This window comes from Pantoea sp. BRR-3P, from assembly GCF_039621635.1.
In the GTDB taxonomy this organism is placed as follows: domain Bacteria; phylum Pseudomonadota; class Gammaproteobacteria; order Enterobacterales; family Enterobacteriaceae; genus Pantoea; species Pantoea floridensis.
Map to the genome: position 1 here is coordinate 1213986 of NZ_CP155066.1, position 22871 is coordinate 1236856.

Here is a 22871-nt window from a genome sequence, read left to right on the forward strand (position 1 = left end):
CCTCAGCGTCGATCGGCCGGCAATCGTCCGGCTTTGTTCACATCGTACCACCAGTTTTCCAGACCGGTAGCAAACGCAGGTTTAATCTCGGGATGGGAGAATTTGTCCCAGTAAGCCATACGATCTTCGGCGCTGTACCACATCGGAATCATATAGGCATTCCACAGCAGGATGCGATCCAGTGCCTGACCAAGCGGCAGCAGCGCTTTCTCATCGCCCTGATGATCAACGATCTGCTGTACAAAGTGGTCAACGATGGGATCTTTCACCCGCGGTGTATTCCATGAAGAATCAATGAACTCCGATTGCCAGATAGTCCGCAAGCTGGTCGAGGGCCACGGCATCGCGTAATAGAGTGACGGGATCATGTCGTAATCACCTTCACGTAAACGCCGTAAATATTGCGAGCTGTCAATCTGGCGCAGCGAAACCTGAATGCCCAGCCGTTCGAGGCTGTGCTGGAAGGGCAGCGCCCAGTCATTTTGCGTGCCGCTGCGCATCAGCAATTCGAAGCGGAACGGCTGGCCCGTTTTGACGTTCACCAACTGCTGATTTTTAATCTGCCAGCCAGCCTCTTTCAGCAGGTTCATGGCTTTGAGTAAGTTTCCACGATCGAACCCGCTGCCATCAGAGCGCGGCGGGGCATATTCATTAGTGAAGATTTGCGGCGGCAATTGCGTTTTGTACGGTGCCAGCAATATTAACGCTTCGGCTTTTGGATAACCTTTTGCCGCGTAGACGGTGTTCTGGAAATAGCTGTCAGTCCGTTTATAGGCGCCATAAAATAACGCTTTGTTCATCCACTCAAAATCGAACGCTAGCGTGATGGCTTCACGTACGCGGCGGTCGGCGAACAGCGGTTTTTCATTATTAAATGCCAGCCAGCGGGTATCGGTAGAGACGGTGTTTGGGATCGTCGATTTAACGATAGCGTGACTGGCAAAATTGCGGCCGCGATATTGCGTGGCCCATTTTTTTGCCGAGCTCTCCTCGCGCAAATCATAAGCGCCAGCTTTGAAAGCCTCAAAGGCGACGTTGTCATCCAGATAATAGTCGTAGCGCAGCGTGTCGAAATTGAAACGCCCGCGGTTAACCGGCAGGTTAGCGGCCCAGTAATCCTTTACCCGGCTGTATTGGATAAATTGACCCGATTTGTAAGACGTCACGCGATAGGGGCCGCTGGCAAGCGGCGGATAGCCAATGGGTTCATTGAACTTTTTGTTTTGCCAGAACTTCTCCGGCAAGACCGGTAGCGTCAGCCAGCTCAACACCCGATCTTTATCCGCTTTGGGCATGTCGATGCGCACGGTAAGACGGTTCAGCGCTTTAACTTCTACGCCACGAAACGCCACGCGAAACTGTGGCACGCCTTCGGTCATAAACTTCTGAAACGTAAACGCCACATCCTGCGCGGTGATGGGGGTGCCATCCTGAAATTGCGCATGCGGGTTAATCGACACTTCCATCCAGCGATAATCGCTTGGGTAGCGCGCTGATTCGGCAATCAGCGGATAGTAGCTGCCCGGTTCATCGTCAGAGGTGGTAAACAGACCGTCGTAGAGCGTATCGGTGCCAATGCCTGGATTACCACGCGAGGCGAAACGGTTGAAGTTGTCGTAAGTACCGACCACGGCCAGCGTGATTTTGCCGCCCTTAGGCGCTGCGGGATTGGCGTAATCGTAATGAGTGAAATTCACCGCATATTTGGGGTCACCCAGCTTAGCGAAGGCATAGCTTTCGTTGATGGTCGCGGCCTGCAGCGGCGCAATAGCACTATAAACCAACAACGCTGTGATAAGACGCAGCAGCATAAGTGAGGCGATCTCCTGTGGTAATCCGCACGTTATGGTAGCAGTTTCATGGGGTTCGCGTGATGTTAACTCAGCGCCCGCTGGCGTTGATAATAGCTGATGAGGTTTTCCGGCCTTAACGGGCGGCTAAACAGGTAACCTTGCAAATGGGTTACGCCGCGATTCACCAGCCACGCCGCTTGATCGCCCGTCTCTACGCCTTCCGCCACGGTTTTCAAATTAAGCTTTTTTGCCAGCAGCAACACGGTATCCAAAACCGGAGAGGTGACGGTTTCAGTGCCAATGCTTTGCACAAAACCTCTGTCGATTTTTAGATAATCGAACGGGTATTTTTCCAGATAAATCAGCGCACTGTGACCGGTACCAAAATCATCAATGGCGATCTTAACGTTGTTTGCGTGCAGCCAGGCGAAGATTTCTCCCGCGTTTTTCTCTTTCACCATGGTGCGTTCAGTGATTTCAAAAACATAGTTGAAATGCCCGGCGGGCATGGTGTTCATCCACTCCTCTACATCGCGGCGAAAACTTTCTGAGGCCAGGTGTAGCGGTGAAAGATTAAGGCTAAGACGCGTGCCCTGCGGTAGCTGTTGATGGAGAAACTGAGCATCGCGCGCGACCAGCGTAAAAAGGTGCTGAGTGAGCGGAATAATCAGATTCTGCGTCTCCGCATAACCGATAAAAACATCGGGTGGGATCATGCCTTCCGTCGGATGTGTCCAGCGGAGGAGGGCTTCAACGCCGTATGGCTGGCCGTCATGCGCGGTGACTAATGGCTGGTACTCAACGTGGAACTGGCCCTGTTTAATGGCCAGCATGATCTCTTTGCCCGGCCGCTGATGTCTTGTCAGCAAGAGCCAACTCAATGCCGTGACGAATAACGAGAACAGCAGACCGGTTAGCAGAGCAAGGAGATAATCGCGTGGCGCTAAGGTGGTGCCAAACAGTAAAAAATGCAGGGGGCCATTGTTAAAGGCGATCTCACGCAGCGGAACAGGTAAATCACTGCGGTTTACCACTTGATTGCTGTTGCTCAGCAGCGCCTTGTTGCCCATTACCAACGCCATTCCGGTGATTTCCGGATGGTAGGAAGCCAGCAGCTGATAAGGCGTGAGCGTGATATTCATGGTAGCGAGAATGCCGGTCTCTTCCGCTCCGGGATGCTTCACCCATAACGCCAGCGCCGGTTTGGTCGGCTGCAAAGGTGTACCTTCCAGCAAACGCATATCGCGATCGCGTTCCAGTTCAGATTCAGGAGAAATATCGTTGGCGGCCAGCAGGAAGGCACCGGTTGCCGAGGAGCAGTACGCGTAGCTGTCGCGAACCAGCAATATAGCGCGAATATTCCCAGCGAACGCAGCCCGTGATGTCAGCTCGCGACCAACGCTGTTGCAACTAAATTGTGTGTATTGCTGCAGGGGATAAAGCGTATCCGATAGCGTTGAGATGACCTGTTGTAAATCGTCCCGGCTTTGCGCTAACAGTTGTTCATGTTGCTGGGTGCGCTTCTGCCAGGTCAGAGTTAACAGCACAGTAACGAATAGTAGAAAAAATACCGCGCCTACGATCGCGCTACTCCAGGCGATGCGGCGTGAATAGCTTGCATGACGTTTCAGCGTCCCCGACAGTGGCATGGAGTGCATTCCCCTTGTCTTGCCATTTTTATTATGTTTTTCGCTTTAGTCGCTACCCATTTTTCTTCTTGCGGCCGTGGTAAAAACGGCGTTTGCAGCGCGATGTTTGGGTATCAGGAAGTCAACGAGAATATAACGAGTCAGCAAATAAAGTCTCGTTATATTTTTGATTCTCAATTACTTTTTATGCGTTGGATTTGAGTTAAAAAGCGTTAGGCAAAAAAAAACGCTGCCGTGGCAGCGTTTTCTGATTCTCTGGCTGAGAGGATCTTCAAAGGTGTTCGTTAGCTCGGATTTTTAGCTAAAACCCGACGCGCTTCGCGGTAACGTGCTTTCCAATAACTGTCGTTTAAACTGGAAATCATGACGCCACTGCTGGTAGACGCGTGAACGAAATTATCGTTACCGAGATAGATGCCAACGTGACGACCGGTTGAACCCGCGCGGAACAACACTAAGTCACCTGCACGCAACTTATTGCGTGAAATTTCTTTACCGGTGTCTTGCTGTTCTGACGTTGAACGTGGCAAATCTAAACCGAACTGCTCGCGAAAGGTGCGCTGAACAAAAGCAGAACAATCAATGCCGCGTTTGGTGTCGCCGCCTAAGCGATAACGTACACCTTTCCAGTCACTGTACTGTTCCATGATGCGGGACTTAACGTCCACGTTCTGCACCATTTGTTCAAATTCGTCCTGAGACGCTTGAAGTAAAAAACCATTCTGGTTGTTAACTTCATGATTCTCGTTATTCGCGTTCTGACCGTTATGGGTACTGCTACATGCTGATAAAAGTGTTGCGAGTGCTACTGCGGGAATGATCCGCCTGAGGTATCTCAGTATTGGTTGAGACTTGACCATTATAGGTGTTTTCCTTCGATTTCCTTACGACAGAATGTCGTCAGCCAGATGACAAAACGGATAGAGATTAATAAGTACAACCGTCTAAGACAATTCCTTAATTACTAAAATGTGTTAATGAACACATTTTTGTTGTTTTTGGCACCGCATTTTATGCTGTTGCTTACTAATCGGATTTGAGGTTAACCGATTACAGACCGCGTGGCGAGTGCTTTTATATAAATTTTTATAGCTTTTTTCGATGTGAAATCAATCTGTAACACAAAGGCTATTTTATCAGCAATTCGCAGCGATTTAATAGCCAAATAGCGGTGCAATCAGGGGGTAATTCTGGCGCTAAGGCCGATTTTGAGAGGGGTGGGGCTGGACAAACTCGGAAAAAGGCTATTGTTACGCGTTTTTTATCATAATGTTTTCTTTTATCAGAATAAGGTTAGTTTGCTAATAATCTAATTAAGTTTTCATTAAGCGCGAGCGAGTGACTTTATCTTTTATGATCGCTCGCGCTTAACAATTACGCGTGTGGCTTATATTTGCCCGGAAGTGAACGATTCAACCAATTCACTACCTTGTCGCTGAACGGTGTTAATAAACACCAGCTCATGCCCACCAGAACCACGGATAATGAACCCACAGCGATATCGGTGAACCAATGCGCCCCGGCCATAACGCGCGGCAGAGCGAACACAACGGTAATAATCAAACCCGCCAGGAAGGCGCGGAAGCCGAAATAGCGCCACATAAAGCAGGTAAAAATAATTAGCATCATGCCGTGATCGCCAGGGAAGCTATCTTTCGAAGCATCTTTCGCCGGAATTCCGGTTAATTCACTTACGCGATGCACGTTTTCAAAGAAGAGCGTTGGGCTGGAGTGTTGTACCGGCAGCAAATGGCCGAGCTGGTTAAGAATCACCGCGCTTAGCAGCATGGTGACGCCGATAGCCAGCATGCGACGGCGGCCTTGCGGTGTCTCACGACGCCAGAACCACAGATAAAGCAAACCCATCGCCAGTAGTGAAACCACATCAAAACCGCGGAAGTTAGTGATAGCCACTAAGACAGCGAAGCCGTGATGGTCAACCATCTGATCATTAAAGCCATAAAAAATGGCCTTATCGATACCAAACCAGAACCCGTGATCGGGTGGTAAGTACCATGAAAGGAACAGCATCACCCCCAATGCATTAAGCAGCAGAATGGTGATTAATCGAGAAGCGCGCATAAAAAATAGACTCAAAGTGAAAACAACGTGGCAACCTAACGCATCTAATTTAAACGAATCTTCAACAAGCCCGTCTGCAAAAGATTCCAGTCTGCTGGCTGATGATGGATCAATTCGATACGGCTATCCGGTGGTGTGGTGGGCCGGGTTTCAATAAAGAGGTCCTCACCCTGGCGGTTGATGTTAACCAAACCGTCCGGTGTACGTAACACGCCTTTCACCCGATCAACCGGTGCAAGCCTTGCCCACTCTAGCGCCTGGATCGTATCGAACACCGTATCACCATCAAAAATCCAGCCACAAGAAGCATAGCCCTGGCCTTCATTTAACGCACGTCGCCAGCGCGCCTGACCATCCAGTTTTAATGCCGCCAGCCCTTGTGGACGGGCAGAAGCATGATGATGCGCCGCATCAGGTACCGCACGATCCGCCAAAGCGGGTTGGGCAAGGAGCTCGGGCGCAATCTCTCCCCACGCCGCTTCCACTATTTGACGATCGCCTAAAAACTGCTGCTGCCAATCCTGTAAACGCTGACGATCTTCATCGCTCCAGCGATCGCTTTTATTGGCGACAATAATATCTGCTGCCACCAGCTGGTCGCGAAAATTCTCGTTCGCCACCACACGTGGATCAGCCAGCTGGCGTGGATCGAGCAGCGTTAAAGTTGCATCAACCTGAATCCAGGGCTGATACACGGCAGCGCGCAGCATATTCAGCAGCTGCTTGGGATGACCAAGGCCGGTAGGTTCGATAATCAGGCGATCGGGTTTAGCCTGTTTCAGCAGCATGTTTAGCCCCACCTGCAACGGCAAGCCATTGACGCAGCACATGCAGCCACCGGGAATCTCTTTCAACGTTGCACCGCGATCGGCCAGCAGCGCGCCATCGATACCAATCTCGCCAAATTCATTGACCAGAATCGCCCAGTTTTCATTGGCAGGTTTAGTGGCTAACAGGTGTAGCAGGGTGGTGGTTTTTCCGCTGCCGAGAAATCCAGTGATGAGGTTTACGCGCGTCACAAAAGGGCTCCCAAAGAAAGAGATAATAGGCGCGCGGAAGAGGGGGATCCGGCGCGCACGGCGTTGTTATACTATAACAATCACCGACGGCCGGAAGGAAGTACGATATCAGTCAGCGCGGCCCATATAGCGTCGTTCTGCAATATGAATGCGGATGCGTTCGCCGTTGCTGAGGTATTCAGGCACCTGAATAGACAAACCCGTACTCATAACAGCAGGTTTGGAGCGGGCACTGGCGGAGGCGCCTTTGATGCCCGGCGACGTATCGACAATTTCCATATCAACCGTTTGAGGTAATTCCAGTGCCAGAACCTGGCCGTCCATCGTCAGTACTTGAATGCCCGGAATACCGCCTTCAGGAATAAACAGCAGCTCTTCTTCGATTTGGTCTTTCTTGAAGTTGTAAGGCGTGTAGTCTTCATCATCCATAAATACGTATTCATCACCGTCTATATAAGAGAAGGTGACGGCGCGGCGGCTGAGCGAAATGGCATCAATAATATCGTCGCCCTTAAAACGCTCTTCCACTTTCAAGCCGGTGCGGACATCGGTAAAACGCATTTTATAGAGCGTAGCGGCACCGCGCGCACTGGGGCTTTGCACATCAATGTCTTTCACCAGCAACAGTTTGCCGTTCCAGGTGACAGCCATCCCTTTTTTTATCTCATTTGCCTTTGGCATTGTGCTTTTCTCGCTCACTGAAGGTTAATGCGCGTCACGTTACTCGCGCGACGAAAAACTGGCAAGTGAGGCGGTGTAAAATTGTTGCGCGTGCATGGCATTCACTGCATCAGCCTGTTATTGTCGCGGCGAATTCTCTACAGGAGCGCATGATGTTTTGTCGTGACCAGTGCGGTGCCTGTTGCACAGCCCCCTCAATCTCTTCTCCCATTCCAGGGATGCCGCACGGCAAGCCAGCAAACACGCGCTGCGTACAGCTCGACGAACAGCAGCGCTGCAAAATCTTTGGCTCGCCACTGCGCCCTGCGGTATGTGCCGGTTTACAGCCAAGCGCAGAAATGTGCGGCAACAGCCGCGATAGCGCCATGACTTTCCTGCTCAAACTGGAAGCCGAAACGGCGCCATAAATGGCGGAATATCGTTCGGTTAAGCGCCGTATCAAATCACCGCACCTTCCGTAGCGGCGCGATTTATCGCGCAATGAATTGCGCCGCTACAATCTGTGCTCTCGGTAATGAGGGTTTTTCATGTGTTAACCGACAACCATTACGCCATAAATGGCCAGCTGACGCAGTGCTGAACGATTTGCCTTAATGTGCCCAGCTGTTACAGCAAATGCATCAGCTTGCCTGACGGTAAAAATCTTAAATTCAGCATGAAGTGTGCGTAGCATCAAAAATCTGCTACTCAGATCGCGCATTTTCTTGCCTGAAGGACATTGCTGTACCATATTCCCTGAAACGTTTCAGCGTTGCGACGACGGCCAAGTCCGTGATGCGTGGCGCCTTTTTTTACCCGATAGCTGAAACGATTCAATACAGCAAGCGAGGAGAGATATGTTCCAGCTCGAAGTTCAGGCTATTCATACCGGTGCTAATGCACAGAATAAAGAAGAGGCCATTCGCCAGGTTGCCGCTGCGTTAACGGCTGCGGGAAATGTGGCCGAAGGCTACGTTAACGGCATGCTGGCGCGCGAACAGCAAACTACGACCTTCCTGGGTAATGGCATCGCCATTCCACACGGCACCACCGACACCCGCGATCTGGTACTGAAAACCGGCGTACAGGTTTATCAGTTTCCGCAGGGCGTTGATTGGGGCGAAGGGCAAACGGCGTATGTGGCCATCGGTATTGCCGCGAAATCTGATGAACACCTCGCGCTGCTGCGCCAGCTTACCCATGTGTTAAGCGATGACAGTATTGCTGAACAGCTGAAAAGCGCCTCGGCAGAAGAGCTGCGCGCGTTGCTGATGGGCGAAAATCAGGCGGCTGAGTTCAAATTCGATACCTCGCTGATAGCCATAGATGTTGCGGCCAGCGATTTAATCACCTTGCAGGCGCTGAACGCTGGTCGTCTGCAAGCGGCAGGCGCAGTGGATACGTCATTTATTGCCGATGTGGTTTCGCGTACGCCGTTGAGTCTCGGGCAGGGCATTTGGCTCAGTGATAGCGCTCAGGGCAATCTCGGCAGCGCCGTGGCGATAAGCCGTGCTGCTGCACCTTTCCAGCATCAGGGCGAAAATGTCGCGCTGCTGCTCACCGTTGCGGCTAACGATCAGCGGCCGCTGGAAGTATTGGGCTATCTCAGCAATCTGCTGCTGGCCAACAAAGCTGAACGGCTGCTGAAGGTGGATGCCGCCGGCATTTTGGCGTTGCTGACCAGCGAAGTGGATGAAGCCGCCGAGTCGCTGACCGCGGAATTCACTATCCGCAATGAGCACGGCCTGCATGCGCGTCCGGGTACCGCGCTGGTGAGCGTAATCAAACAGTTCAATAGTGACATCACCGTGACAAACCTTGACGGTAGCGGCAAACCCGCCAACGGCCGTAGTCTGATGAAAGTGGTCGCGCTGGGCGTGAAAAAAGGCCATCGCCTGCGCTTTACCGCCAGCGGCGAAGACGCACAGCAGGCGCTGAACGCAATTGAAGAAGCCATTAATTCTGGTTTAGGCGAGGGGGTTGCATGAGCCGTCGTGTCGCAACAATTACATTAAATCCCGCTTACGATCTGGTCGGTTACACGCCTGAGATCGAGCGCGGTGAAGTTAACCTGGTAAAAACCACCGGTCTGCATGCAGCGGGTAAAGGCATTAACGTTGCCAAGGTACTGAAGGATTTAGGCATCGATGTCACCGTCGGCGGTTTTCTCGGTAAAGAGAATCAGGATGGTTTTCAGCAACTGTTCAGCGAATTGGGCATTGCCAACCGCTTTCAGGTGGTGCAGGGCCGCACGCGCATTAACGTCAAGCTGACGGAAAAAGATGGCGATGTGACCGATCTCAATTTCTCCGGATTTGAGGTTACGGCGCAGGATTGGGATCGTTTCACGGCGGACTCGTTAACCTGGCTCGGCCAGTTCGACATGGTATGCGTCAGCGGCAGCTTGCCAGCGGGCGTTGCGCCAGAAGCATTTACCAAATGGATGAGCGATCTGCGCACGCTCTGTCCTTGCATCATCTTCGACAGCAGCCGTGAAGCGCTGGTCGCTGGTCTGAAAGCCGCGCCCTGGTTGGTTAAACCGAATCGTCGCGAGCTGGAAATTTGGGCCGGACGCAAGCTGCCTGCGCTGCAGGACGTGATTGATGCCGCGCATGAACTGCGCGAGCAGGGCATCGCGCACGTGGTGATTTCTCTCGGCGCAGAGGGCGCGCTATGGGTTAACGCTTCCGGCGAATGGATCGCCAAACCGCCCGCCTGTGAAGTGGTCAGCACCGTGGGTGCAGGCGACTCTATGGTCGGCGGCCTGATTTACGGCCTGCTGATGCGTGAATCCAGCGAGCACACGCTGCGTCTGGCAACGGCAGTGGCGGCGATGGCCGTCAGCCAAAGTAACGTTGGCGTTACCGATCGTACCCAGTTGGCCGCGATGATGGCGCGCGTCGACTTACAACCCGTTAACTAACAGCAGGAGAGCGATAATGAAAACGCTGCTGATAAAAGATTCTTCACTGGGACTGGCATCAGGACATCTGGCGCTGGAACGCTTACGCGCCACTGCGGCGCAGGCCGGATTAACACTCACCGATAATGCCGCTGAAGCAGAGCTGGTGCTGGTTGCGGGCCATAACGTGCCTGATGATGTGCAGTTGGCAGGCAAATCTGTGGCGCGGGTGGATGTGCAGCAGGCGCTGCGCGATCCGCTGGCGGCGATCAATCAAGCCAAAGCGAGCGCCAAAACCTGGCAACCTGCGACGTCGGCAGCTGCCGTACCGGTTGCAGCGCAGAGCAGTGGCCAGAAACGTATTGTCGCGGTGACCGCGTGCCCAACCGGCGTGGCGCATACCTTTATGGCTGCCGAAGCCATTCAGGCCGAAGCAACCAGGCGTGGCTGGTGGGTGAAAGTAGAAACCCGTGGTTCAGTCGGCGCGGGCAACGCCATCACGCCAGAAGAAGTGGCCGCAGCCGATCTGGTGATCGTCGCGGCGGATATCGACGTGGATCTGGCGAAATTTGCCGGTAAGCCGATGTACCGTACCTCAACCAGCCTGGCATTGAAAAAGACGGCTCAAGAGCTGGATAAAGCGCAGGCTGAAGCGAAAACCTATCAGCCGAGCGGCAATCAGACGGCTAGCGCGCAGAGCGACAGCAAAGAGAAAGCCGGTGCGTACCGTCATCTGCTGACCGGCGTTTCCTATATGCTGCCGATGGTGGTGGCGGGTGGTTTGAGCATCGCGCTCTCTTTTGCCTTCGGTATTACCGCCTTTAAAGAGCAGGGCACCCTGGCCGCTGCACTGATGCAAATTGGCGGCGGCAGCGCCTTCGCCCTGATGGTTCCGGTTTTGGCCGGCTTCATTGCCTTCTCGATTGCGGACCGTCCGGGTCTGACACCAGGTCTGATTGGCGGCATGATCGCCACCAGCATTAACGCCGGTTTCCTCGGTGGCATCATCGCCGGTTTCATTGCCGGTTACGCCGCTAAAATGCTCAGCAGCAAAGTGAAACTGCCGCAGAGTATGGAAGCGTTAAAGCCGATTCTGATCATTCCGCTGGTGGCGAGCTTAATTACCGGTCTGCTGATGATTTACGTGGTTGGTAAGCCAGTGGCTGGCATCATGAGCGGCCTGACTCACTGGCTGGCCAACATGGGGACGGCTAACGCGGTTCTGCTGGGGGCGATCCTTGGTGGCATGATGTGTACCGATATGGGCGGCCCGGTGAACAAAGTCGCCTATGCATTTGGCGTTGGCCTGCTGAGTTCGCAAACCTACGCGCCAATGGCGGCGATTATGGCGGCCGGTATGGTGCCACCGCTGGCGATGGGCCTGGCGACGATGGTTGCGCGTCGTAAGTTTAATAAAGGTCAGCAAGAGGGCGGCAAAGCGGCGCTGGTGCTCGGGTTATGCTTCATCTCTGAAGGTGCGATTCCATTTGCTGCACGTGACCCAATGCGTGTGCTGCCATGCTGTATCGTGGGTGGCGCGGTAACAGGCGCAATTTCGATGGCGATTGGCGCCAAACTGATGGCACCGCACGGTGGTTTGTTCGTGCTGCTGATCCCAGGCGCGATTACGCCAGTGCTGGGTTACCTGATGGCGATTGTAATCGGTACCGCAGTGGCGGGTCTCGGCTACGCGATTCTGAAACGTCCGGAAGAAGAGCTGGCGAAAGCAGCGTAACATTCGCCAGACGTGAAAAAGGGGGCCTCGGCTCCCTTTTTTTGTTTATTGGTCGGCATTCATGCCAACCTGGTTATCACATTATCCCTGTTGCTCTGCCTTCAACCACGCAATCTCATCCTTCCAGATATCCGGATTGATGGTTTCCAGAATCATCGGAATGCCGTCAAAACGTTTATCCTTCATCAGCCAGCTAAACGCCGTTTTGCCGATATTGCCTTCACCTAAGCTGTGATGGCGGTCAACGCGGCTGCCCAGCGTGCTTTTGGCATCATTCAGGTGCATGCCGCGCAGATACTGGAAACCAACGATGCGTTCAAATTCGCTAAAGGTCTCCACACAGGCTTCTTCGCTGCGCAGATCGTATCCACCGGCAAAGGCGTGACAGGTATCAATACACACGCCAACGCGCGACTTATCTTCTACATGCTCAATAATGGTGGCGAGATGTTCGAAGCGGAAACCGAGGTTGCTGCCTTGGCCGGCGGTGTTTTCGATGACAGCGACCACGCTGCTGGTTTTATCCAGCGCGATGTTAATCGATTCGGCGATACGCTTCAGACAGGCTTCTTCTTCAATCTGCTTAAGATGGCTGCCTGGATGGAAATTCAGCAACGTTAAGCCAAGCTGTTCGGCACGTTGCATCTCGTCGAGAAACGCATCACGTGATTTTTCCAGCGCTTCCATCACCGGATGGCCAAGGTTAATCAGATAGCTATCGTGCGGCAGGATCTGCGCGGAGGTAAAATTGTAGCGATCGCAGGCGGTCTTGAAGGCATCAATGACTTCACCCGAGAGCGGCGCCGCGCGCCACTGGCGCTGGTTTTTAGTGAACAGCGCAAAGGCTGTGGCTTCAAGTTCGTGGGCACGGATCACTGCCTGGTCCACGCCGCCGGATGCACTGACGTGTGCGCCGATATATTTCATGCCGCTCTCCTGATTGGGCGATTGCTGCTGCAAAGCGCCCATCATAGCGGATGCCGTTAAGCCATGAAATGTTGCACCAGCACATTGAGTGCGCCGCCGCCCAGAATCAACCAGCCAAACATCACCAGTCCAAGCAGCAGCGGTTTAAAGCCAGCCTGCTTTAATGCGCTAAAGCGGGTGGTCAAACCCAGCGCGGCCATCGCCATTGCCAGTAGCAAATTTGCCAGCTGATTGAGCGTGACAACCACCTGGGCAGGCAGTAGATGCAGCGAGTTAAACAGCGCAACGACAATAAACAGCAGCGCAAACCATGGGAAGCTGGCGGATGTCGGCTGTGCAGCCTGCTGGCTACGCTGGCGCTTCAACCAGCTACCCAGAATCAGCAAGAACGGCGCCAGCATCATCACGCGCAGCATTTTAGCGATGACCGCGGTGTTTTCCGCCTCGGCACCCATCGCGTGTCCGGCTGCGACGACCTGCGCCACTTCATGCAGCGTAGAACCGGTGAAGATGCCGAAATGGGCTGCGCTGACGTTAGGCAGCAGCGTCCACAGCAGCGGATAAATCACGATGCCTATCGTGCCAAACAGCACCACCGTCGCCACGGCCACCGCCACTTTTGACGGTGGCGCTTTAACGATAGGCTCGCTCGCCAGCACCGCCGCTGCGCCGCAAATGCTGCTGCCCGCGCCAATTAGCCATACGGTTTCGCGATCCATCTTCAGCAAACGAATGCCGATAAAACAGGTCAGCAGGAACGTTGAGCTGAGCACTAGCGCATCAATCAGCACGCCGCTGATACCCACATCGGCAATCTGCTGCACGGTAATACGAAAGCCATAAAGGATGATACCGAGGCGCAGCAAGCGCTGCTTCGCCAGCAGCACACCACTGTCGCAGTGTTCGGTGATGTGTGGATAAAGGGTATTGCCCAGCACGATGCCCAGGATTATCGCTAAGGTTAGCGCGCCGAATCCGGCACCCGCCAGCCACGGCTGATTGGCTAACCACGCCGCACCACCGGCAATGGCCGCGGTCAGCAGTAAACCCGGCAGCCAGTGATGTAGATGAAACGGGGTTTTATTGACGCTTAGCTCAGCCATATCTTTCTCCTCGTAGGGGCGGCATTCATGCGGATGAAAACCAAAATTAGAAAGCGCACATTCCGTAGCGGCGCAATTCATTGCGCGATAAATCGCGCCGCTACAGAATCTGCGATGATTTATGCCGTGAGTTTGTCTAACGTTTTTCCTATGCCTAAATCCTGCGCTGCGCTGGTTTAAAAGTAAAATTGATAATATATTTATAATTAATCGGAATAAGTAATAGATGAGGAGGGCGCATGCACATCACGCTGCGTCAAATTGAAGTGTTTACCGAGGTGCTGAAAAGCGGTTCAACCACGCAGGCATCACAGGTGCTGGCGCTGTCGCAGTCGGCGGTCAGTGCGGCGCTGGCGGATTTGGAGAATCAACTTGGCGTGCAGCTGTTTGATCGGGTCGGCAAGCGTTTGGTGGTCAATGAGCATGGACGTTTACTCTATCCGCGCGCCGTTGGCTTGATGGAGCAGGCGGGTGAGATTGAGCAACTATTTAAAGAAGATAACGGGGCGATTCGCCTGTTTGCCAGCAGCACCATCGGCAACTATTTGTTACCGGGCATGATCGCCGCCTATCGCCGTGACTTCCCCACGCTGCCGCTGGAGCTCAGCGTCGGCAATAGCCAGGATGCGATTAATGCCGTGGCGGATTTCCGCGTGGATATTGGCCTGATTGAAGGTCCGTGTCACGAGCTGGATATTATCAGCGAACCGTGGCTGGAGGATGAGCTGGTGGTATTTGCCGCGCCCGATGCCGCAATCCTGCAGCAGCCGATTACGCTGGCAGCGCTCGCCGCCGCACCGTGGATTCTGCGCGAGCGCGGGTCGGGTACGCGTGAAATCGTTGATTATCTGCTGCTGTCGCACTTGCCACAGTTTCAGCTCGGCATGGAATTAGGCAATTCGGAAGCGATTAAACACGCGGTGCGTCATGGCATGGGCATTAGCTGTTTATCGCGGCGCGTGATTGCCGATCTGCTTGAGGCGGGCACGCTGGTGGAAGTTGTTGTTCCGCTGCCGCGCCTGACGCGTACGCTCTATCGCATCCACCATCGTCAGAAGCATGTGTCGAAAGCGTTAAGTCGCTTTTTATCGTATTGCCGTGAATAATTGCGGCTTTTATTACGCTGCGGCTAATAATTCCCGGCCGATCATGAAGGTAACTAATAACCCGACGTGAATGCTATACAGCTTGGGTCTTGGTGCTACAATCGCGCCTTATTTTTATCCAGCATAGCGTTTACACATGCATAATGACTCAAAAACAACACAACAACCTGGATTGCGCCGTGAATTAAAAGCGCGTCATCTCACTATGATCGCCATTGGCGGTTCCATCGGTACCGGCCTGTTTGTCGCCTCGGGTGCCACCATCTCTCAGGCAGGACCGGGCGGTGCGCTACTTTCTTATGCGCTGATTGGCCTGATGGTTTACTTCCTGATGACCAGCCTTGGCGAACTCGCGGCCTTTATGCCGGTTTCGGGCTCCTTCGCCACCTACGGCGCCAAATATGTCGAAGAAGGTTTCGGCTTCGCACTGGGCTGGAACTACTGGTACAACTGGGCGGTGACCATCGCCGTTGACCTCGTCGCCTCGCAGCTCGTCATGAATTACTGGTTTCCGGATACGCCCGGCTGGATCTGGAGCGCGCTGTTCCTCGGCCTGATGTTCCTGCTCAACTACATCTCGGTTAAAGGCTTTGGCGAAGCGGAATACTGGTTCTCGCTGATCAAAGTGACCACCGTCATCATCTTTATTGCGGTTGGCGTGTTGATGATTACTGGCATCATGCGCGGCGCTGAAAATGCCGGCTGGCATAACTGGACGGTCGGCGAAGCACCGTTTGCCGGTGGTTTTGCTGCGATGATAGGCGTGGCGATGATCGTCGGCTTCTCCTTCCAGGGCACCGAATTGATCGGCATCGCCGCCGGTGAATCACAGGATCCGGCGAAGAACATCCCGCGTGCGGTCCGTCAGGTATTCTGGCGTATTCTGCTGTTCTATATCTTCGCGATTCTGATTATCAGCCTGATTCTGCCGTACACCGATCCTAAATTGCTGCATAACGATGTCACTGACATCGCCGTAAGCCCGTTCACGCTGGTGTTCCAGAACGCCGGTCTGCTGTCTGCGGCGGCGGTGATGAATGCCGTTATTCTGACGGCGGTATTATCTGCAGGTAACTCGGGCATGTACGCCTCAACGCGTATGCTGTTTAACCTGGCTCGCGAAGGCAAAGCGCCACGTATTTTCGGCAAGCTGTCGAAGGGCGGCGTGCCGCGCAACGCGCTGATCGCCACTACCGTGGTGGCGGGATTGTGCTTCCTGAGTTCGAAATTTGGTAACCAGGAAGTGTATCTGTGGTTGCTGAACACTTCAGGCATGACGGGCTTTATTGCCTGGTTGGGCATCGCCATCAGCCATTACCGCTTCCGTCGTGGCTATGTGGCGCAGGGGCATAGCCTGGCCGATCTGCCGTACCGCTCCGGCTTCTTCCCGCTGGGACCGATTTTTGCCTTTATTCTGTGTCTGATCATTACGCTGGGGCAGAACTATCAGGCCTTCCTTGCCGATCGTATTGATTGGTACGGCGTAGCGGCAACCTATATCGGCATCCCGCTGTTCCTGATTATTTGGTTGGGTTATAAGCTGGCACGCGGCTCTCGCTTCGTGAAGTACAGCGAGATGGAGTTCCCAACGTTTAAAGAGTGAATCGCCATGAATGGCGACCCTACGACACAGAGCGCGCATGATGCGCGCTTTTTTTAACATTTGTTACCTGGATATAATTGATAATTATTATCACCTGCACTATTGTGGCTGCCGTTATGATTTCGACAAGAAACAGGTAGAACAATGCGTACCACGGACGCCACGCTGGTGGCGGAAAACGGCCATCAAGCCGACACCATGACACGTTATCGCCAGGTACTGCGTCAGCGACTGTTGTTGATTGGCGTGTTGGTGCTGGCGATACTGGCATCGGTGATGCTGGATTTCACTCTCGGCCCGGCTGGGCTCTCCCTCGACACTTTGTGGCAAACGCTGACGCATCCCGATGCGGTTGATGCGGGCACGCGCGTGATTGTATGGGACATTCGCTTGCCCTACGCGCTGATGGCAGTGGTGGTGGGGTTTTCGCTTGGTCTCGCCGGTGCAGAGATGCAAACCATCCTGAATAACCCGCTCGCCAGCCCGTTTACGCTTGGCGTTTCGTCGGCGGCGGCCTTTGGCGCCGCGCTGGCCATCATCCTCGGTATCGGTATTCCCGGCATTCCCGATCAGTGGTTTATTTCCGCTAATGCCTTCGTGTTTGCGCTGTTTGCCGCGCTGATGCTGGATGGCGTAACGCGCTGGACTAAAGTTTCGACCTCTGGCGTGGTGCTGTTTGGTATCGCGCTGGTGTTCACCTTCAACGCGCTGGTCTCGATGATGCAGTTCATCGCCAGCGAAGATACGCTGCAAGGCTTAGTGTTCTGGACCATGGGCAGCCTGGCGCGTGCCTCGTGGGAGAAGCTCGGTGTATTAACCGCCGCGTTTGCCATCCTGATCCCGTTCTCCATGCTCAGCAGCTGGAAACTGACCGCGCTGCGCCTCGGCGAAGATCGTGCCGTGAGTTTTGGCATTGATGTGCGCCGTCTGCGTCTGGCGACGCTGCTGCGCATCAGTATTCTCTCCGCGCTGGCGGTGGCCTTTGTTGGGCCGATTGGTTTTATTGGTCTGGTCGCGCCGCACATTGCCCGCATGATGTTTGGTGAAGATCACCGTTATTATCTGCCCGCCAGTGCGCTGGTTGGTGCGCTGGTACTGTCGCTGGCGTCGGTAGCCTCGAAAAACCTGATTCCTGGCGTAATCATTCCGGTGGGGATTGTGACGTCGCTGGTCGGCGTGCCGTTCTTCCTCAGTATTATTCTGCGTCATCGGGGGACGGTGTAATGGAACAGGGATTACGTCTTAGCCATTTCTACGCCGGTTATCCAAAGCGCAAGGTGATTGAAGACCTCAACGTACCCGCACTGCCGCGCGGAAAAATCACCGTGCTGCTGGGACCGAACGGCTGTGGCAAATCAACGCTGCTGCGCGCGCTGGCCGGTTTGAGCAAAGGGCAGGGTGAGCTGTGGCTCAATGGTGAAGAGCTGATGGGCCAGCCGTTTGCCCGGCGGGCGCAGCGCGTGGTTTATCTGCCGCAAAGCTTGCCAGCGGGCGTGCATTTGCACGTGCTGGAATCAATTATTGTGGCGCAGCGCGCGTCAGGTGGCTTGCACAGCGCCTCGAGCGAAGCGGAGATCATGCATCTGCTGGATCAGCTCGGCATCGCGCATTTAGCCATGCGCTATCTCGATCAGCTTTCTGGCGGGCAAAAACAGTTAGTTGGCCTGGCGCAATCGCTGATCCGCCGTCCGGAGCTGCTGCTGCTGGATGAACCGCTGAGCGCGCTCGATCTTAACTACCAGTTCCACGTGATGGATTTGGTGCGCCGTGAAACCCGTCTGCGCAACATTGTCACGGTGGTGGTGGTGCATGATATCAACATCGCGCTACGTCATGCTGACCATGCCCTGATGCTCAAAGAGGGTAATCTGTTGGCTGACGGCGAACCATCAAAGGTAATAACGCCAGAGACGTTGGCGCAGGTGTATGGCGTGCGGGGGCGTATCGAACACTGCTCACGCGGCATGCCGCAGGTGATGATCGATGGATTGGCGGAAACGCTGGTTTAAATAAGGTGCGCATGAATGCGCACCCTACGTAGGGTCGCCATTTCTGGCGACCTCGTTACACCAACAAATGCTTCGCGTGAAAACGCAGATGATCTTCTACGAAGCTGGCGATAAAGAAGTAGCTGTGGTCATATCCCGGCTGAATGCGTAACTCCAGCGGGAAACCTTGCTCACGCGCCACCGCTTCCAGCCGTTCCGGACGCAGCTGATCGGCGAGGAACTGATCGCTATCACCTTGATCGATCAGAATCGGCAAACGCTGCTCAACTTGCTCCATCAACAGACAGCTATCCCATTCGCGCCACGTCTGACGATCCTCTCCCAAATAGGCGGCAAAGGCTTTCTGCCCCCACGGCACTTCAGTGGGATTGACGATGGGCGCAAATGCGGAAGCTGAAGCAAAACGTCCGCCAAGACGCAGCGCCAGCACCAGCGCGCCGTGTCCGCCCATCGAATGACCCATTACCGATTGACGATCGCTCAGCTTAAAGTTATCCGCTACCAGCTCCGGTAACTCTTCGCTGAGGTAGTCGAACATGCGGAAGTTCGCTGCCCACGGCTGCTGCGTCGCATTGAGGTAGAAACCAGCACCCTGACCGAGATCGTAGCCGCTGTCGTTGGCCACATCGTCACCGCGCGGGCTGGTGTCAGGCATGATCAGCACCAACCCCAGCTCCGCCGCCACGCGCTGCGCACCGGCTTTGGTGGTGAAGTTCTCATCGCTGCAGGTTAATCCCGCGAGGAACCACACCACTGGCGGTGGCGCATCGCTCTGCGGCGGCGGCAGAAAAATGCTGAAGGTCATTGGGCAGTTCAGCACCTCCGACTGATGGCGCCAGCGCTGCTGCCAGCCACCAAAAATGCGATGCTCTTCTAATAGCTCCAAAGTGGATGCCATAACGTCTCCTGATTATTTGGTAAAGTGCACCACTGTTCGGATCGATTTCCCTTCATGCATCAAATCAAACGCGTCATTAATCTCTTCCAGCGGAAGATTGTGGGTGATGAAATCATTTAATGCGAACTTACCGTCAAGGTAATCCTGCACGATGCCCGGCAGCTGCGAACGGCCTTTGACACCACCAAAAGCAGAACCGCGCCAGACGCGTCCGGTTACCAACTGGAACGGACGCGTGGAGATTTCCTGTCCGGCACCCGCTACGCCGATGATGACGGATTCGCCCCAGCCTTTATGACAGCACTCCAGCGCCGAGCGCATCACGTTGACGTTACCGATACATTCGAAGGAGAAATCGACACCGCCATCGGTCAGTTCAACAATCACATCCTGAATCGGCTTGTCGTGATCTTTCGGGTTAATCAGATCGGTTGCACCCAGCTTGCGCGCCAGATCGAATTTGCTGGTGTTGAGATCGATACCGATGATGCGACCGGCCTTCGCCATTTTCGCGCCGATAATCGCGGATAAACCAATGCCGCCCAGGCCGAAGATCGCCACGGTATCGCCTTCTTTCACTTTCGCGGTGTTCATCACCGCACCCATGCCGGTGGTGACGCCGCAGCCCAGCAGGCACACTTCTTCCAGCGGCGCTTCTTTACTGATCACCGCCAGCGAGATTTCCGGCACCACGGTGTATTCAGAGAAAGTTGAAGTGCCCATGTAGTGGAAAATCGGCTTGCCGTCTTTGAAGAAGCGGGTCGTGCCGTCAGGCATTAAACCTTTGCCCTGGGTGGCGCGAATCGCCTGACACAGGTTGGTTTTGCCGGAGAGACAGAACTTACATTTGCCGCACTCTGGCGTATAAAGCGGAATCACGTGGTCGCCTACCGCCACGCTGGTGACGCCTTCACCAATTGCTTCTACTACGCCGCCGCCTTCGTGACCAAGGATCGCCGGGAATACGCCTTCTGGATCTTGCCCAGACAAGGTGTAAGCATCGGTATGGCACACGCCGGTGGCCACGATGCGCACCAGCACTTCACCTTTTTGCGGTGGCATCAGATCCACTTCTTCAATTTTCAGCGGTTCGCCAGCTGCCCAGGCAACGGCGGCGCGGGTTTTAATCATGTTCATGCAATCCCTCTTCCTGTAGATGCGGGGGGTAAATAGCCCCGATGGTCGTGATGTCGATAACAAAGAAACTCACTGAGCAACATGCAGCGGATGCCGCAGTTCGTCGTTAACCGGGCGGTCGTCAAATAATTCAATAATCAAATACTTCAGCGCTTCCACGTTGGGGGTAAACGCATCGCGCCGCCACATTAGCCAGGTGGCGGTATCGCGGTAGGCGGGCGGCAACGCATGTTCCTGGACGCGCGCACGGGCAGGCATCTGCGCCAGCACCGAGGCGGGAATCATCGCCACGCCCGCGCCACCGGCCACGCAGGCGACCATCGCGTGATAGGACTGAATTTCCATCACGCTGCTCGGCGCGGTTTGGCTCTCGCGATACCAGGCTTCCAGCTTAGTGCGGTAAGAACAACTGTTACGAAAGGCAAACAGCGTATCGCCCTGGACATCGCGCGCGCTGTTTATCGGCGCATGCTCCGGGCTGGTAATCAGCACCATCTGCTCGTTAAAGGCGATACAGCCGTTGAGGTCATCGTGCGCCACTGGACCATCGACCAGCGCGGCCGCCAGTGTCCCTTCGCGCACTTTGTCGATGATTTCGCCAGAAGTATTAGTGATGAGCGAAAGCTCAACCGCCGGAAAGCGCTGGTGATAGGCCGCCAATAGCGCAGGCAGACGCGTCGCCGCCGTGCTTTCCATCGAGCCCAGCGCGAAATTGCCGCCTGGCTCACCGGCGCGCGCCATATTCAGCGCTTCATCGCTGAGTGCCAGAATACGCTGCGCATAATTGAGAAAATTGTGGCCCATCGGCGACAGGCGAATGCGCTGCTTCTCACGAATAAACAAGTCCACGCCAATTTCTTCTTCAAGCTGACGCAGGCGCGTGGTGAGATTGGAAGGCACGCGATGGAGCTGCTCGGCCGCGCGGGCCAATGAGCCAGACTCGGCGACGGAGCAGAACATGCGGAGTTGTACTAAATCCATATTCTCTTCTCGTAAACAACTTCGTTAGTATTATTCACTTTTCGTGAGTTTAAACGTCATGCATGCTAGTGACAAGTGATAAAAACATCCTGAGGTCGGTATGGCGTTTCGCGTCGCGCTCAGCGCGTTCTTAAGTTTAGTGGTTGCGATGGGGATTGGGCGGTTTGCTTTTACTCCCCAGGTTCCATTGATGATTCATGATGGTCAGTTGACGCTTACCAGCGCCAGTTTGGTGGCGGCACTCAACTATCTGGGCTATCTGTTTGGATCTTTTGATGCCATGCGCGCGCGTAAACGCGTTGAGTGGCGTCTGCAGGTGGGCGTTTGGGGCGCAGTCATATTGACGCTGCTTTCAGCGTGCGTCAGCGGGCCATGGTTACACGGCGTGATTCGTTTCCTGATTGGTTGGGCCAGCGGTTGGGCAATGGTGTTGCTGGCCGCCTGGGCCAGCGAGCAGCTGCACTTGCATGGACGTTCGGGTTTATTGGCCGCGGTGTTTGCCGGTCCTGGCACCGGGATTTTTCTCAGCGGCATGCTGGCTGTGCTGCTGCATGCCAGCGGCGTCAGTGCGGCGTTTGCCTGGGCGGCGTATGGTGTGCTGGCGCTGTTGCTCATTGCTGCCATTGCGCGTTTCCTCCCGCGCACGGGGCAACTGCATCGGCCCGATCAAGCCGCCGATCCGCTGGTGCTGAATGGCGATCTCAAGCGATTAGTGTTGAGCTACAGTCTTGCCGGGTTCGGCTACATTCTGCCCGCCACGTTTATGTCGCAAATGGCGGCAGCGCGTTTCCCTGATAGCGCATTCGCCCAGTTTGTCTGGCCGGTATTCGGCGGCGCTGCGGTGATCGGCATTGTGCTAGGGATCATCACGCGGCATTGGGGCAGCAGCCATCTCCGTCTCGCTATCGTGCTGTGGGCGCAGGCTCTGGGCGTGATTGCGGCGATTGTGATGCCCGGTCTGAACGGCTTGATGCTCGGTGCGCTGCTGATTGGTGGCGGCTTCCTGTGCGTAGTGCAACTGGCATTGCAATATGGCCGCGAGCTGGCGCCGCAGCATACGCGTTATTTAGCCGGATTGTTGACCACCGGCTATGCGGTAGGGCAGTTGGGCGGTCCGCTGCTGTCGTGGATTTCCAGCGTGCTGTGGCATCGACTGGAACCCGCGCTGTGGGTCGCCGGCCTCAGCTTAATCCTTGCAGGTATACTGGTTTTACGCCGCCGTACAGCATGAAAAGCTTTCATCTTCTATCAGATTGATTACTGGATT

General features: G+C 54.6%; 21 protein-coding genes. 9 read left to right on the forward strand and 12 right to left on the reverse strand.

All coding sequences use genetic code 11. The features are described from left to right. Positions 1 to 2: 2 nt before the first annotated feature. The 6 genes from AAGR08_RS05555 to yeiP form a co-directional block, all read right to left on the reverse strand. A complete protein-coding gene (locus tag AAGR08_RS05555; RefSeq protein ID WP_345828953.1) occupies positions 3 to 1811 on the reverse strand; it encodes an extracellular solute-binding protein in 1809 nt (602 codons plus the stop codon). 65 nt (positions 1812 to 1876) lie between these two features. Beyond that, positions 1877 to 3442, reverse strand: coding sequence for a cyclic di-GMP phosphodiesterase (locus AAGR08_RS05560; protein WP_345828955.1), 1566 nt, complete (start codon positions 3440 to 3442; stop codon positions 1877 to 1879). 284 nt (positions 3443 to 3726) lie between these two features. Further along, entirely contained in the window at positions 3727 to 4302 is a 576-nt protein-coding gene (gene mepS, locus AAGR08_RS05565; RefSeq protein ID WP_097096639.1) for a bifunctional murein DD-endopeptidase/murein LD-carboxypeptidase, read from the reverse strand. 514 nt (positions 4303 to 4816) lie between these two features. Beyond that, positions 4817 to 5524 (reverse strand): phosphatase PAP2 family protein, encoded by a 708-nt coding sequence (locus tag AAGR08_RS05570; protein WP_345828956.1) that lies wholly within the window; start codon positions 5522 to 5524, stop codon positions 4817 to 4819. A 44-nt stretch (positions 5525 to 5568) separates the two neighbouring features. Then, positions 5569 to 6543, reverse strand: a complete 975-nt coding sequence (locus AAGR08_RS05575; protein ID WP_345828958.1) for a GTP-binding protein — start codon at positions 6541 to 6543, stop codon at positions 5569 to 5571. Between the two features lie 108 nt (positions 6544 to 6651). Further along, positions 6652 to 7224, reverse strand: coding sequence for an elongation factor P-like protein YeiP (yeiP, locus tag AAGR08_RS05580; RefSeq protein ID WP_097096642.1), 573 nt, complete (start codon positions 7222 to 7224; stop codon positions 6652 to 6654). Positions 7225 to 7376: 152 nt separating this feature from the next. Here yeiP and AAGR08_RS05585 point away from each other — a divergent pair, with 152 nt between their 5' ends. Beyond that, a complete protein-coding gene (locus AAGR08_RS05585) occupies positions 7377 to 7631 on the forward strand; it encodes a YkgJ family cysteine cluster protein (RefSeq protein ID WP_097096643.1) in 255 nt (84 codons plus the stop codon). A gap of 125 nt (positions 7632 to 7756) precedes the next feature. Here AAGR08_RS05585 and AAGR08_RS05590 read toward each other — a convergent pair whose 3' ends face one another. Further along, positions 7757 to 7924 (reverse strand): hypothetical protein, encoded by a 168-nt coding sequence (locus AAGR08_RS05590; RefSeq protein WP_345828960.1) that lies wholly within the window; start codon positions 7922 to 7924, stop codon positions 7757 to 7759. A gap of 136 nt (positions 7925 to 8060) precedes the next feature. On the opposite strand from AAGR08_RS05590, the gene fruB reads away from it, so the two are divergent. Genes fruB through fruA form a run of 3 tightly spaced genes read left to right on the forward strand, consistent with a single transcriptional unit; the run spans position 8061 to position 11840 of the window. Further along, positions 8061 to 9191, forward strand: a complete 1131-nt coding sequence (fruB, locus tag AAGR08_RS05595; RefSeq protein WP_345828961.1) for a fused PTS fructose transporter subunit IIA/HPr protein — start codon at positions 8061 to 8063, stop codon at positions 9189 to 9191. Further along, entirely contained in the window at positions 9188 to 10126 is a 939-nt protein-coding gene (gene fruK, locus AAGR08_RS05600) for a 1-phosphofructokinase (RefSeq protein ID WP_097096645.1), read from the forward strand. Before fruB ends, fruK begins: the two co-directional genes overlap by 4 nt. A 16-nt stretch (positions 10127 to 10142) precedes the next feature. Further along, complete coding sequence (gene fruA, locus AAGR08_RS05605; protein ID WP_345828963.1) at positions 10143 to 11840, forward strand: PTS fructose transporter subunit IIBC; 1698 nt, start codon at positions 10143 to 10145, stop codon at positions 11838 to 11840. A gap of 81 nt (positions 11841 to 11921) precedes the next feature. Here fruA and nfo read toward each other — a convergent pair whose 3' ends face one another. Next, on the reverse strand, positions 11922 to 12767 hold the full coding sequence (nfo, locus tag AAGR08_RS05610) for a deoxyribonuclease IV (RefSeq protein ID WP_345829864.1): 846 nt from the start codon (positions 12765 to 12767) through the stop codon (positions 11922 to 11924). A 56-nt stretch (positions 12768 to 12823) separates the two neighbouring features. Continuing rightward, positions 12824 to 13870: a YeiH family putative sulfate export transporter gene (locus tag AAGR08_RS05615; protein WP_345828965.1), complete on the reverse strand. Its 1047-nt coding sequence runs from the start codon at positions 13868 to 13870 to the stop codon at positions 12824 to 12826. A gap of 239 nt (positions 13871 to 14109) precedes the next feature. On the opposite strand from AAGR08_RS05615, the gene yieE reads away from it, so the two are divergent. The 4 genes from yieE to AAGR08_RS05635 all read left to right on the forward strand — a co-directional run bounded on the left by yieE (position 14110) and on the right by AAGR08_RS05635 (position 18588). Continuing rightward, the gene (yieE, locus tag AAGR08_RS05620) at positions 14110 to 14976 is read left to right on the forward strand and encodes a DNA-binding transcriptional regulator YeiE (RefSeq protein WP_097096648.1); all 867 of its coding nucleotides are present in this window, start codon (positions 14110 to 14112) and stop codon (positions 14974 to 14976) included. A 136-nt stretch (positions 14977 to 15112) separates the two neighbouring features. Then, on the forward strand, positions 15113 to 16579 hold the full coding sequence (locus tag AAGR08_RS05625; protein WP_097096649.1) for an amino acid permease: 1467 nt from the start codon (positions 15113 to 15115) through the stop codon (positions 16577 to 16579). Positions 16580 to 16723: 144 nt separating this feature from the next. Beyond that, positions 16724 to 17803 (forward strand): iron ABC transporter permease, encoded by a 1080-nt coding sequence (locus AAGR08_RS05630; protein WP_097096650.1) that lies wholly within the window; start codon positions 16724 to 16726, stop codon positions 17801 to 17803. Next, positions 17803 to 18588 carry an ABC transporter ATP-binding protein gene (locus AAGR08_RS05635; RefSeq protein ID WP_097096651.1) on the forward strand — a complete coding sequence of 262 codons (786 nt, stop codon included), beginning with the start codon at positions 17803 to 17805 and terminating at the stop codon, positions 18586 to 18588. Before AAGR08_RS05630 ends, AAGR08_RS05635 begins: the two co-directional genes overlap by 1 nt. 55 nt (positions 18589 to 18643) lie before the next feature. Here the strand turns inward: AAGR08_RS05635 and fghA are convergent, their stop codons facing one another. The 3 genes from fghA to AAGR08_RS05650 all read right to left on the reverse strand — a co-directional run bounded on the left by fghA (position 18644) and on the right by AAGR08_RS05650 (position 21604). Next, positions 18644 to 19486 (reverse strand): S-formylglutathione hydrolase, encoded by an 843-nt coding sequence (gene fghA, locus AAGR08_RS05640; RefSeq protein ID WP_345828967.1) that lies wholly within the window; start codon positions 19484 to 19486, stop codon positions 18644 to 18646. A gap of 12 nt (positions 19487 to 19498) precedes the next feature. Beyond that, a complete protein-coding gene (locus AAGR08_RS05645; protein ID WP_097096653.1) occupies positions 19499 to 20623 on the reverse strand; it encodes an S-(hydroxymethyl)glutathione dehydrogenase/class III alcohol dehydrogenase in 1125 nt (374 codons plus the stop codon). 69 nt (positions 20624 to 20692) lie between these two features. After that, complete coding sequence (locus AAGR08_RS05650) at positions 20693 to 21604, reverse strand: LysR family transcriptional regulator (RefSeq protein WP_345828968.1); 912 nt, start codon at positions 21602 to 21604, stop codon at positions 20693 to 20695. Positions 21605 to 21704: 100 nt separating this feature from the next. Between AAGR08_RS05650 and AAGR08_RS05655 the strand changes: the two genes are divergently transcribed. Continuing rightward, on the forward strand, positions 21705 to 22835 hold the full coding sequence (locus AAGR08_RS05655) for a YbfB/YjiJ family MFS transporter (protein ID WP_345828970.1): 1131 nt from the start codon (positions 21705 to 21707) through the stop codon (positions 22833 to 22835). Positions 22836 to 22871 lie beyond the last annotated feature (36 nt).

What these genes read in the sequence shown, in the direction of transcription:
- AAGR08_RS05555 (WP_345828953.1), bottom strand. Translation starts at nt 1,811, where the DNA reads ATGCTGCTGCGTCTTATCACAGCGTTGTTGGTTTATAGTGCTATTGCG.
- AAGR08_RS05560 (WP_345828955.1), bottom strand. Translation starts at nt 3,442, where the DNA reads ATGCCACTGTCGGGGACGCTGAAACGTCATGCAAGCTATTCACGCCGC.
- mepS (WP_097096639.1), bottom strand. Translation starts at nt 4,302, where the DNA reads ATGGTCAAGTCTCAACCAATACTGAGATACCTCAGGCGGATCATTCCC.
- AAGR08_RS05570 (WP_345828956.1), bottom strand. Translation starts at nt 5,524, where the DNA reads ATGCGCGCTTCTCGATTAATCACCATTCTGCTGCTTAATGCATTGGGG.
- yeiP (WP_097096642.1), bottom strand. Translation starts at nt 7,224, where the DNA reads ATGCCAAAGGCAAATGAGATAAAAAAAGGGATGGCTGTCACCTGGAAC.
- AAGR08_RS05585 (WP_097096643.1), top strand. Translation starts at nt 7,377, where the DNA reads ATGTTTTGTCGTGACCAGTGCGGTGCCTGTTGCACAGCCCCCTCAATC.
- AAGR08_RS05590 (WP_345828960.1), bottom strand. Translation starts at nt 7,924, where the DNA reads ATGCGCGATCTGAGTAGCAGATTTTTGATGCTACGCACACTTCATGCT.
- fruB (WP_345828961.1), top strand. Translation starts at nt 8,061, where the DNA reads ATGTTCCAGCTCGAAGTTCAGGCTATTCATACCGGTGCTAATGCACAG.
- fruK (WP_097096645.1), top strand. Translation starts at nt 9,188, where the DNA reads ATGAGCCGTCGTGTCGCAACAATTACATTAAATCCCGCTTACGATCTG.
- fruA (WP_345828963.1), top strand. Translation starts at nt 10,143, where the DNA reads ATGAAAACGCTGCTGATAAAAGATTCTTCACTGGGACTGGCATCAGGA.
- nfo (WP_345829864.1), bottom strand. Translation starts at nt 12,767, where the DNA reads ATGAAATATATCGGCGCACACGTCAGTGCATCCGGCGGCGTGGACCAG.
- AAGR08_RS05615 (WP_345828965.1), bottom strand. Translation starts at nt 13,870, where the DNA reads ATGGCTGAGCTAAGCGTCAATAAAACCCCGTTTCATCTACATCACTGG.
- yieE (WP_097096648.1), top strand. Translation starts at nt 14,110, where the DNA reads ATGCACATCACGCTGCGTCAAATTGAAGTGTTTACCGAGGTGCTGAAA.
- AAGR08_RS05625 (WP_097096649.1), top strand. Translation starts at nt 15,113, where the DNA reads ATGCATAATGACTCAAAAACAACACAACAACCTGGATTGCGCCGTGAA.
- AAGR08_RS05630 (WP_097096650.1), top strand. Translation starts at nt 16,724, where the DNA reads ATGCGTACCACGGACGCCACGCTGGTGGCGGAAAACGGCCATCAAGCC.
- AAGR08_RS05635 (WP_097096651.1), top strand. Translation starts at nt 17,803, where the DNA reads ATGGAACAGGGATTACGTCTTAGCCATTTCTACGCCGGTTATCCAAAG.
- fghA (WP_345828967.1), bottom strand. Translation starts at nt 19,486, where the DNA reads ATGGCATCCACTTTGGAGCTATTAGAAGAGCATCGCATTTTTGGTGGC.
- AAGR08_RS05645 (WP_097096653.1), bottom strand. Translation starts at nt 20,623, where the DNA reads ATGAACATGATTAAAACCCGCGCCGCCGTTGCCTGGGCAGCTGGCGAA.
- AAGR08_RS05650 (WP_345828968.1), bottom strand. Translation starts at nt 21,604, where the DNA reads ATGGATTTAGTACAACTCCGCATGTTCTGCTCCGTCGCCGAGTCTGGC.
- AAGR08_RS05655 (WP_345828970.1), top strand. Translation starts at nt 21,705, where the DNA reads ATGGCGTTTCGCGTCGCGCTCAGCGCGTTCTTAAGTTTAGTGGTTGCG.